Here is a 10,747-nt window from a genome sequence, read left to right as displayed (position 1 = left end):
CCCCACTACCCCACTACCCCACTTCCCCACTTCCCCACTTCCCAAGAAAACCCATGTCAAAACTTGTATTAATTCGTCACGGCCAAAGTCTTTGGAATGCGGCCAATAAATTCACTGGATGGGTCGATGTTCCCTTGAGTGAACGCGGTCGTGCGGAAGCGATGATCGCTGCCTGTAAACTGAAAGAAGCCAATATCACGATCGATGTTTGTTTTACCAGTCTCCTAATTCGCACTATGGAAACGGCAATTATTTGTCTGACTGAGTGTGATGAAATTCGCGCCGGTAAAATCCCTATTTTTAAACACGATAGCGATGATCCTGATTGGCACGGCTGGGATCGGTACGATGGTGATCCCAGTCAGGAAATTCCAATTTTTCCCAGTCAGGCCATCGACGAACGCTATTATGGTGATTTACAGGGTTTAAATAAAGCCGAAACTGCCACTAAATTCGGAGAGGCACAGGTTAAGGAATGGCGTAGATCCTATTTTACCCGTCCTCCCGGAGGTGAAAGTTTAGAGGATACCGTCGCCCGGGTTGCACCCTTTTTTCAGAGTCGTATTCTCTCCCATATCCGACAGGGTGATAATGTCTTGGTGGCAGCCCACGGTAATTCCTTGCGGGCAATGATTATGACCTTAGAAAATCTTAGCCCAGAAGAAGTCCCCAGTTTGGAGTTAATCACGGGAGTTCCTATTGTCTATGATCTTGATGAGACGGGAAAAATTATTAGTAAGCAAATTCTGCCCTGATTTTTCCGTCTTCTTCCAGACGCTCGAGGTCATTTTATGTTAGGTGGGTAGATGTTAAAAATTGTCAGACACCCTCCTTATTAAGGGGAAATTAAGGGGAGATTAAGGCGGAATCCATATTTAATTTAATTATAACCAGCTACTTATCCCCACACCCCACGAAAAACTTTTTGCTGCAAACCCTAGATAGAGATTTCGGGCGGTGGATTGGTTGTGATAGAAATATAAATATCGATCGCTTGCTGTCAATCTTGATGAAAAGACGATATTTTCTGGCTTTTATCGGCTCAATTGCGCTTGTTTGCTTATTATCTCTGGTTATAACCCTTTTTTCATCTACTATCACCACCGGCCAAACCCAGACAATTCTAGTTTCTGCCGCCGCTAGTCTCAAAGATGCCCTAGAAGAAATCAAGCCGGGGTTTGAAAAAGCCCATGGCAACATTAAAGTTAACTATAACTTCGGTGCGTCGGGGGCTTTGCAACGACAAATCGAACAAGGTGCGCCGGCCGATGTTTTCCTCTCGGCTGCCACTAAGCAAATGGACGCTTTAGCAAAAGCTGGTTTAATCGATACAACCACCAGAAGAAACCTGCTCACTAATCGCCTAGTTTTAATCGTTCCCAAGAATTACACCCTAAAAATCAGCGATTTTCGTTCCCTGACTAACAGTAATGTCCAAAGAATTGCCGTGGGTGAACCGCGCAGCGTTCCCGTCGGTCAGTACAGCGAAGAAGTTCTGAAAAATCTCGGCATTTTAGAGCAAATAAGACCAAAACTGGTCTTTGCCAACTCCGCCCGCAATGTTCTCGCCGCCGTAGAGACTGGTAACGCCGATGCTGGCATTGTTTACCTCACCGATGCCAAAATTTCCGACCAAGTAAAAGTAGTGGCTACAGCTGCCAATAATCTCCATTCTCCGATTATTTACCCGATGGCTGTGATTAAAGCCAGTAAAAACCCGCAAGCTGCCAAGACTTTCGCCCAATATCTCACCAGCGCAGCCGCTAAAAACATTTTTGAAAAATTCGGCTTCGGAATAGCCAGATAAACAATGCCGGACTTTTCCCCCCTATGGATATCCCTGAAAACCGCCACCATTGCCCTGATAATCATCTTTTTTCTCGGTATTACCGCCGCTTATTGGATGTTAGGCTATTGCGGACGGTGGAAATCCCTAATCGAGGGAGTTTTCGTCGCGCCTTTAATCTTGCCCCCGACGGTGCTAGGCTTCATTTTACTGCTCCTATTCGGCCAAAACGGACCATTAGGACAGTTATTAGACTTATTCAATTTTCGCATCGTTTTTACTTGGTATGCCGCCGTTATCACCGCGACGGTGGTAGCTTTTCCCCTGATGTACAAAACCACCCTCGGCGCTTTTGAACAGGTGGATGCCAATCTTTTACAGGTTGCCCGCACCCTAGGGGCATCGGAAGGGAAAATATTCTGGCGCGTACTTTTGCCCCTCTCCTTCCCCGGAGTATTAGCGGGATTAACCCTAGCTTTTGCCCGCGCTTTGGGGGAATTTGGGGCGACTTTGATGTTAGCGGGTAATATTCCGGGGCAAACTCAAACTATCCCGATGGCGATTTTCTTCGCTGTGGAAGCAGGAGCGATGACTGAGGCTTGGATATGGGTGTTTATTATCATATTAATCTCTGTATCGGGTATTATCGCCGTTAATCTCTGGCAAAGTCAACGCAAACAGCAATTAGGACGACTGGGAGAAAGCAAACCTAACGAGATGGAGGACTGGCTGCCATCCTGGGAGGGTGGCGATTTTGCCCTTTTAGAAGCTGAAAATCAGCATTATAGGGATAAAATAGGCTTATTTGTCGATATAGAGAAACATTTACCCGGTTTTAACCTCTCGGTCACTTTTAACTGCCAAAATCAGCCCCTAGGATTATTAGGGGCTTCGGGTTCGGGAAAAAGCCTGATTTTGCGATCGCTGGCTGGGGTGGAAACGCCCTCAAGGGGTCGTATTGTCTTAAATGGGCGCATTCTCTTCGATTCGGAAAAGGGAATTAATCTCCCCAGTCGTCAGCGTCGCATCGGTTTTGTGGTGCAGAATTATGCTCTTTTTCCCCATCTCACCGTAGCAGAAAATATCGCTTTTGGTCTCTCGAAAAACTTATCTAAAAAAGTTATTAAACAGCAGATTGCCAACCAATTGGAATTAGTGCAGTTACCTGGTATGGAAAACCGTTATCCCCATCAATTATCGGGGGGACAACAGCAACGAGTCGCCATTGCTCGCGCTTTAGCTAGTCGTCCAGAAGCTTTATTATTAGATGAGCCTTTTTCTGCCCTTGATACCCATCTACGCGCTCAATTAGAACGTCAGATGATCAAAACTTTAAGTAATTACGATGGTGTGACAATTTTTGTTACCCATAATATGGATGAAGCCTATCGAATATGTGAGAATTTATTAGTTATGGAAAAAGGGCGGGCAATTGCTAATAATTCTAAACAGAAAATTTTTGAGCGACCAGATAGCGTTAGTTTGGCCAAGATTACCGGATGTAAGAATTTTTCCCGTGCTGTCATCATTAACAATCAAGAATTAGAAGCCATTGATTGGGATGTTAAATTATACACCGTCCCCGGAATTCCCGACTATTTAGCCTATACGGGAATTCGCGCCCATCAAATTATTTTTGGTCGAGATTTAGGCGATATTAATACTTTTCTCTGTTGGTTGGCTAATGCCATTGAAGGACCCCATCGGGTGACTCTCTATCTGAAACTTAATCAACCCTCTAACCACGATCAAGATTTTCATATCCAAGCAGAGTTATATAAGGATAAATGGTTAGAAATTAAGGAGCAAGCTTTGCCTTGGACTGTCACTTTATCTCCCCAGCGTTTATTATTTTTAAAATAAACAGAGATTTTGACACTAAGTAGGTGGGTGTTAAAAATTGTCAGACATCCCCCTTATCAAGGGGGGCAGGGGGGATCGAACCCAAAATCTATCTTCAATAGAGTTCTAATATAATTAGAAGAGGTTGATCAAAGGGGGTTTATGGACGATAAAACCACAAAGCCGGAAGCATCGGAATCTGAAGAGAAAAAAGAATCAGATTTTGACCAGGAAAAGGAACAGGCTCAAGTTTGGACGGGAAAAATCACTGCTTTTGTTGCCCATCAACTCCGAACCTCCGCTCCTTCCCTTCCAATTATCGGGGGTAGCATTACAGGCATCTTAACTTGGCTTAGTCAACATGACACGGTTAAGGCGATTATTGTCGGGGGAGTCACCTTTATCGTCACGGGCTTTTTTACCTACGGATCAGCCTGGAGTAAAGCGTTTTTAGAAGTAGCAAGAACCAAAGGTAAAGATCACGGTAAAGGTACAGCCTTAAGCTTTTTTGTTTGGCTAGACAAAGGACTGGAAAAAATACGTTGGCAATTAGCTAATCCTGACGGGAAATATTTAATTAAATTACGGGATTCAGATTGTCGTTATGATGATATTGAAGGGATTGAAGATGCAATCTTTGGTTTTTCTACTCCAGAACTGGAAGAAATTTTTATTAATTTGGATCTGAGTCAATTAGAACTGCGCTCAGAAGAAGAGTCTAAAGGTACGCAGGATGATATTTGGGATTTATTGCGACGGGCTAAAGAGAAGACAGATTTACGGTTGTTAATTCTGGCTCCTGGTGGACGAGGAAAAACAACTTTATTGCGTCATTTAGCCTATAACTACGCTCTAAAACAACCGAAACAAAATGCACCTTTTTAAATTCCTGTCTTTTTACGTTTACGGAGATGGCAGGAAGTGATTACCACCACAGAAGAATTGGATTTACCGACCTTAATTGAGCGACATCTTAAACAAGATATTTCCCAAGAATTAGATTTACCTGAGAACTGGGCTAAAAGTCATTTAACCCGTCAGCAAATGTTAGTGATGTTTGATGGTTTTGATGAAATTAAACCCGAATATGCCGAAAAAGTCAGTCAATGGATTGGCAAACAGTGGCAAGATTTTCGCCAAAACTATTTTATTTTAACCTCTCGTCCCAAAGGCTATCAAGCGTTTAGCTCTGAGCATAAACCTCGGCAAAAGGTGTTTATTAATGAATTTACCGATGAAAATATTCAGGATTTTGTCTATAAATGGTATTTCTGGCAAGAGCAGGAAACCAGAGTTAGCAGAAGTTTAAAAGCTAAACAAGAAGCTGCCGACAATAAAGCAAAGGATTTAATTAATCAGTTATTTGCTCTCGATGATTCCGGGGAAAGTTCTACTCTATTAGCCTTGGCGAGAAATCCCTTAAATCTAAATATGATAGTACAGTTACATCGGGCAAACTTTGGCTCGGGACAAAAATTACCTCAGCAACGAGTGGATTTATTTCGCCGAATTTTTGATCTGCAATTGATCACTCGCCCTCAAGCTAGGGGCATTGATATGATTTTAGATAATAATGAGGAAAATCATCGTCAACGGGTATTGCAACAGTTAGCCCTGAAAATGGGAAATACAACCACGATTGAATATTCAGAATTACTAAGTCAGATGCAAGGTTTTATTCAGGAATTGGGTTATCCTGAAAGCACTTCGGCTAAGGATTTTGTAGAGCGGTTAATTCATGTGAGTGAGTTAATTTTGAAAAAGGATGAATACTATGAGTTTGCCCATAATCTTTTTCAGTCCTATTTAATTGCTTTGGAAGTTAAACGGTTAAAGCAAGAAAATTTACTCAAGGAAAATTGGGAGCAAAATCTCTGGTACGAGGCTTGCATTATGTATGCCACTTTATTGATTAATCCGACTGATTTTATTGTCTATTTTTATAATCAATCTAATCCTAAAGCTCAGGGATTAGCGGAGCGATGTTATCGAGAATTACCTGTTAAAAAACGTCGAGGTTTGGAATTTTTAGAACAAAAACGACAGACTTCTCTCTTTACTCAACTAGAAACCTATCTGAAAAATGGCCAATGGCGCGAAGCCGATGAGGAAACGGCGCGGTTAATGTTGTTAATTGCTAAAAGGGAAGATGAAGGCTGGCTAGATGAAGAAAGCATTAACAACTTTCCCTGTGAGGAATTACGCACCATTGACAAGCTCTGGGTAGATAATAGCGGCGGCAAATTTGGCTTTTCTGTGCAGAAAAAAGTCTGGCTGGATTGCGGTGGTGTCCCAGGGGAATACGATTATGAGGTGTATAAAAAATTCGCTGACGAGGTGGGTTGGCGCAGGAGAGGAGACTGGTTGAGCTATGATGAGCTAACTTTTTTATTAGAGGATAGTCAACACGCATACCTACCGTCACCTTGGTGGAGGGTCGTGGGGCGCACACCAGGGGGGGGGGTTGGTCGCCGCGTGTGGTGGAGGGTATCTCTTTTCTCGCGCAGCGACTTGTAACCTGTAATATATCACAGATTTAGACATCTTAAACCAGTAAAAAGCCCCCCTTATCAAGGGGGGTTGGGGGGATCAAACCTATGCAATTAATCAATCATTTTAAACCAGAAAAAAGCCCCCCTTATCAAGGGGGGTTGGGGGGATCAAACCTATGCAATTAACCAATCATCATCATCTACCCTACAATCCCAAACTCGTAGAACGAGCCAAAGAACTCCGTAAAAACATGACCAAAGCTGAAAGAAAACTTTGGTATGAATACTTAAAAAATTTTCAATATAGAGTTCATCGTCAAAGACCGATTGATCAATTTATTGTTGACTTTTATTGCCCCGAATTAAAATTAGTGATTGAAATTGATGGTGATAGTCATAATAGTGAAGATGCCCAGTCCCATGACTTAGAAAGAACCCAAATTTTAGCAGGTTATGGATTAACAGTAATCCGCTTTACTAATCAAGAAGTTTTGAGTAATTTTGAGGGAGTTTGTGGAGTAATTGGAAGTTTGATCCCCCCAACCCCCCTTGATAAGGGGGGCTTTGATCCTTCTTGATAAGGGGGCTTTGATCCTCCTTGATAAGGGGGGCTTTGATCCTTCTTAATCAGGGGCTTTGATCCCCCCAACCCCCCTTGATAAGGGGGGCTTTGATCCTCCTTGATAAGGGGGGCTTTGATCCTTCTTGATCAGGGGCTTTCATCCTCCGAATCTGGGCTGCTGCAAATACGGTGGCGAGGATGTCAGGTATTACTCCACTCGATTAAAGCGGTAGTCAATCCTTCTAGGGTATATTCTCGCGCTTCGATATCAACACGACCAAATAACTCTTGACAGGTTTTTGAAGTTTGCGGACCGATAGAAGCCAGACAAACTTTTTCTAAGAGGGAATTAACCGATAATTCTGCCGTTTCTTGTTCCAATAACCGATAAAAATTCTGGACGGTTTTGGAACTAGCAAAGGTGACTATATCGACTTTCCCATCTCGAAAGGCTTCCCAGATGCCACTATCCATGCGTGCGGGACATCCGGAATAATATGCGGCCACTTCCGTCACTTGACCAGCTTTGGCCGTTAATTCCTTAACTAATATCTCTCTCCCTCCCGTTTCCACGCGAGGAAAAAGGAATTTCTGCCCCCTAATCGGGTCGGGAAACTCGTTTACCAAAGCATCGGCGACAAAATCCCCCGGGATAAAATCCGCTTTTAATCCCCGTGAGTGTAAAACTTGGCTGGTTTTTTTGCCCACCACGGCGATTTTTACGGTTGCTAAAGCCCTAGCATCTTTTCCCAAAAATGTCAAGCGATCAAAGAAAAAATTAACAGCATTGGCAGAAGTTAAAATCAGCCAATCAAACTCTTTTAACTGAGCGATGGCATCGTCTAAACCTTGCCAACGGTTGGGGGGACGAATCTCTAAAGCGGGCATTTCTAGGACTTCTGCGCCTTGATTTTGCAAAATTTCGCTAAATTGACTCGTTTGCTCGGCGGCACGGGTAATAACAATTGTTTTACCGCCTAGGGGTGGGGGAGAGGACATAATCGCCAGATCCACAACTTGACCAATGACCATAATAGAGGGTGAGAGGGACACCCCGGCGGTTTGAGCGAGAATATTTTCTAAAGTGCCGCGCCAAATTTGTTGCTCCTTGCGTCCCGCCTGACGGATAATAGCGATCGAGTCGTGAATATTCCGGCCATTTTGGTATAATTTCTCGATAATTTGCCCTAAAGACTGACCAGCCATCAATAGCACAAGTGTATCAATTTTTGCTAAAGCTGACCAATCGAGAGACTCGGGATCGTGAGCGCTCAAGACCGCAAAACAGCGACTAATATCCTTTTCCGTCAGGGGAATTCCGGCCAATAAAGGAGCGGCTAAAGCGGAGGAAATACCGGTTATCAGTTCAAAATCACAGCCAGCCTGCTTTAAGGCCAACATTTCAGGATATACTCGCCCAAAAACCCCCGGATCACCACTTTTAAGCCGAATAACTCGTTTTCCCTCTTGACAATAATTAACCAGTATCCGATTAATCTGATTCTGCTCGGCCCCGGGTTGTCCCCCCCGTTTGCCCACATCCACTAAAACACAGGTTTTCGGCACGAGGGAGAAGATTTGACTATCCACTAGGGCATCGTACAGCAAAACCTCGGCCGTGGCTAAAATTGCTCGCGCTTGCAGGGTGAGAAAACTGCTCTGACCGATTCCCGCACCGAGAAGATAAACTTTACCCCGGGGATGGACGACTGCTGACATAATCGCAAATTTGGGTTTAATCTTGAATTTAGCACTGGAGAAGAAACAAATTACTAACGCAACAAGGGCAGCAGTAAAGTGACGAAATAATATACTAGGGGAGCGGTGAAGACATAACTATCAGTGCGATCGAGTATACCACCGTGACCGGGGATTAACTGGCCGGAATCCTTGACCCCGGCATCGCGTTTCATCATCGATTCGGTCAAATCACCCAATAAACTGACAATACCAATTAATAGGCCCAAAATTAGGCCCGTCAGCTGCCAATAGGGCCAATCTAAATACCAAGCACCCAAATCGGCCACCGCTATACTGCCTAAAATGCCAAAAAACGAACCTTCCACGGTTTTTTTGGGACTAATCAGCGATAAAATCGTTTTCCCTAACCATTTTCCCATGATATAGGCTCCGATATCGGCGGCCCAAATGCAACCGAAAGCCAGAAAAGTCACTGTCAAAGCGGCCGGGAATAATTTCGGTTCCATCCACGATTCCGGCCAATATCCCATCAGGGGTAAGTTACTGGCCATAGCGACGGGACTACTTTCGGGAGAAAAACCGACCCGTAAACGAATCCAATAACTAGGTAAGTAACCACCGTAAAACAGACCGAGAATCGAAGTGGAAATGTCGGCAATTGTCGCCATTTTAGGCTGAAAGAGCAGATAAAAACAAATTAACGCCCCAGCCAGGGGAAACATGGCATCGGTGAGGGGGGCTGCCATAGTTGCCGTCAGTAGTAGTAATTGGGAAACTACGAGAGTGGTTTTAACGGCTGGTTCAATGCCTTTGGCGCGAACTAGGCGAAAATACTCTAATTGTCCCAAAAAGACGATAACACCGATGCCGAGGGTGAAATACCAACCCCCAACGATAATAATTCCCAGTGCGAAGGCAATAGCAAAAATAGCGCTGACAATGCGTGGCCAAGGCATGGTTAATCCAGAGAAATTAGGCGGCATTGTCATAATTATATAGATTAAGAAAACTTTATGGAAGGTTATCCCCAATTAAAGTTTATCGCCGCTCAGGATAAACATGGGATCAACGGCGGCAAAAACTTGGTGAATACCCCTAGTTTCTAGGCGATTTACTGCCGCTTGGACAATCTCGATATTACGGGCCTGTAAATTAGAAAAGCCTTCGGAAAATTGATAGAGGGTTTCTAAGTTATTGGCCGTAGCCACGATGCGGCCATTGGGTTTCAGGTATTGCCACACTTCTTGCAAGACCGATTTAATCGGTTTGCCGCCCTCGATACAAACGCGATCGGGTGCTAGGGATATATTGGGCAGACAATCGGGGGCGCTGCCTTCAAAAACCGTAACATTTTTTACCCCAAAGCGATCGCAATTACGGCGGATTAAACTGGCCACTTCTTCATCTCTTTCAATGGCAATAATCGGACTATTGGGGCATAATAAGCCAATTTCAACGGGAATAGTGCCAGTTCCTGCTCCTATATCCCAGAAAACCCCCCCATCACCTAACCTCAAAGCGGAAATCATCAATAATCTCACCTCGCGTTTACTCAGGGGAATCCCGGGCAAACGTTCAAACAATTCATCGGGAATACCGGGGGTTTTATATAACCAAGTCATGGGGAATCAATTATCGAGAAGCTTCACTAGCAAGCATTATTATATAAGTTTGTCAAATTTTTTTTATTAAGTAAACAGGGACTTTTCTCGGCATAAAACCCTGATTATAGCTCTAAAAAGCTATTGTCTGTCATTATAGCCTTTTTCAGATCAACAGCAGTTAAGCTAAGACGTATTGTAACCCCCGATCCTTAGATTAGGTCAATCTCTCCTAATCCTTTTAAGTAGTCGTGCAAAATTAATTTCTTGGTTAGGATAGGCAAAAGGCAATAGGCAATAGGCAAAAGCTTTATCGAAATGTGTAATTAATTTTGCTTAGGTACTTACTGTTGCAACACTGCAACAGTGCCTCATCTCAACAAGCAATTTAAATAGGCGGGCAGCTTATCTTAATAATGAGATAGGAAGTTTTTGTTTTGGGGGGTCAGTCCTCGGTCATCAACACCAAATTAGGTTACACTTCATCTTTATGGGAAAGGCTGTCATGATCCTTTTTCTTAAGCATAGATTTTCCTAATCAATTTCTTTCGGTATTGTCTATCAAATGTTACTAAATAATCTGGCTATTCAACCTTCTTAGCATCTGTCAGCCAAAAACCATAGACTAACTCCTGTTTGATCAACGATAACTCTAAGTGGCTGGTTATAATTAAATTAAAAATGGATTTTAGGTTCGATCCCCCCTGCCCCCCTTGATAAGGGGGGTGCCGATAGGCGGGGGGATCTACCCTTGATAAGGGGG

Annotated in this window: 9 protein-coding genes; 6 read left to right on the top strand and 3 right to left on the bottom strand. The window is 43.6% G+C overall.

The annotated features are described in order from the left end of the window. Positions 1 to 53: 53 nt before the first annotated feature. From IQ234_RS17445 to IQ234_RS17425, 6 genes are all read left to right on the top strand, one after another. Positions 54 to 755: a 2,3-bisphosphoglycerate-dependent phosphoglycerate mutase gene (locus tag IQ234_RS17445; RefSeq protein WP_002772325.1), complete on the top strand. Its 702-nt coding sequence runs from the start codon at positions 54 to 56 to the stop codon at positions 753 to 755. 254 nt (positions 756 to 1,009) lie between these two features. Further along, on the top strand, positions 1,010 to 1,807 hold the full coding sequence (gene modA / locus IQ234_RS17440; RefSeq protein WP_193958004.1) for a molybdate ABC transporter substrate-binding protein: 798 nt from the start codon (positions 1,010 to 1,012) through the stop codon (positions 1,805 to 1,807). Between the two features lie 3 nt (positions 1,808 to 1,810). After that, complete coding sequence (gene modB, locus IQ234_RS17435) at positions 1,811 to 3,649, top strand: molybdate ABC transporter permease subunit (RefSeq protein WP_193958003.1); 1,839 nt, start codon at positions 1,811 to 1,813, stop codon at positions 3,647 to 3,649. Between the two features lie 141 nt (positions 3,650 to 3,790). Then, complete coding sequence (locus tag IQ234_RS21345; RefSeq protein WP_228008602.1) at positions 3,791 to 4,513, top strand: hypothetical protein; 723 nt, start codon at positions 3,791 to 3,793, stop codon at positions 4,511 to 4,513. 36 nt (positions 4,514 to 4,549) lie between these two features. Continuing rightward, positions 4,550 to 6,145: a GUN4 domain-containing protein gene (locus IQ234_RS17430; protein WP_322743468.1), complete on the top strand. Its 1,596-nt coding sequence runs from the start codon at positions 4,550 to 4,552 to the stop codon at positions 6,143 to 6,145. 151 nt (positions 6,146 to 6,296) lie between these two features. Continuing rightward, a complete protein-coding gene (locus tag IQ234_RS17425) occupies positions 6,297 to 6,698 on the top strand; it encodes an endonuclease domain-containing protein (RefSeq protein ID WP_193958002.1) in 402 nt (133 codons plus the stop codon). A 185-nt stretch (positions 6,699 to 6,883) separates the two neighbouring features. Here the strand turns inward: IQ234_RS17425 and cobA are convergent, their stop codons facing one another. The 3 genes from cobA to cbiT are packed head-to-tail and all read right to left on the bottom strand — an operon-like array spanning position 6,884 to position 10,005. Further along, positions 6,884 to 8,401, bottom strand: coding sequence for a uroporphyrinogen-III C-methyltransferase (gene cobA, locus IQ234_RS17420; RefSeq protein WP_193958001.1), 1,518 nt, complete (start codon positions 8,399 to 8,401; stop codon positions 6,884 to 6,886). Positions 8,402 to 8,454: 53 nt separating this feature from the next. After that, complete coding sequence (locus IQ234_RS17415) at positions 8,455 to 9,372, bottom strand: phosphatidate cytidylyltransferase (protein ID WP_193958000.1); 918 nt, start codon at positions 9,370 to 9,372, stop codon at positions 8,455 to 8,457. A 42-nt stretch (positions 9,373 to 9,414) separates the two neighbouring features. After that, positions 9,415 to 10,005, bottom strand: a complete 591-nt coding sequence (gene cbiT / locus IQ234_RS17410) for a precorrin-6Y C5,15-methyltransferase subunit CbiT (RefSeq protein ID WP_002732225.1) — start codon at positions 10,003 to 10,005, stop codon at positions 9,415 to 9,417. Positions 10,006 to 10,747 lie beyond the last annotated feature (742 nt).

It is taken from the genome of Microcystis aeruginosa LEGE 91341 (genome assembly GCF_015206885.1).
Classification (GTDB): domain Bacteria; phylum Cyanobacteriota; class Cyanobacteriia; order Cyanobacteriales; family Microcystaceae; genus Microcystis; species Microcystis aeruginosa_H.
This window is presented reverse-complemented; position numbering and strand designations above follow the sequence as displayed.

Coding starts and splice junctions, on each gene's coding strand:
- IQ234_RS17445 (WP_002772325.1), top strand. CDS start 54: ATGTCAAAACTTGTATTAATTCGTCACGGCCAAAGTCTTTGGAATGCG.
- modA (WP_193958004.1), top strand. CDS start 1,010: ATGAAAAGACGATATTTTCTGGCTTTTATCGGCTCAATTGCGCTTGTT.
- modB (WP_193958003.1), top strand. CDS start 1,811: ATGCCGGACTTTTCCCCCCTATGGATATCCCTGAAAACCGCCACCATT.
- IQ234_RS21345 (WP_228008602.1), top strand. CDS start 3,791: ATGGACGATAAAACCACAAAGCCGGAAGCATCGGAATCTGAAGAGAAA.
- IQ234_RS17425 (WP_193958002.1), top strand. CDS start 6,297: ATGCAATTAACCAATCATCATCATCTACCCTACAATCCCAAACTCGTA.
- cobA (WP_193958001.1), bottom strand. CDS start 8,401: ATGTCAGCAGTCGTCCATCCCCGGGGTAAAGTTTATCTTCTCGGTGCG.
- IQ234_RS17415 (WP_193958000.1), bottom strand. CDS start 9,372: ATGACAATGCCGCCTAATTTCTCTGGATTAACCATGCCTTGGCCACGC.
- cbiT (WP_002732225.1), bottom strand. CDS start 10,005: ATGACTTGGTTATATAAAACCCCCGGTATTCCCGATGAATTGTTTGAA.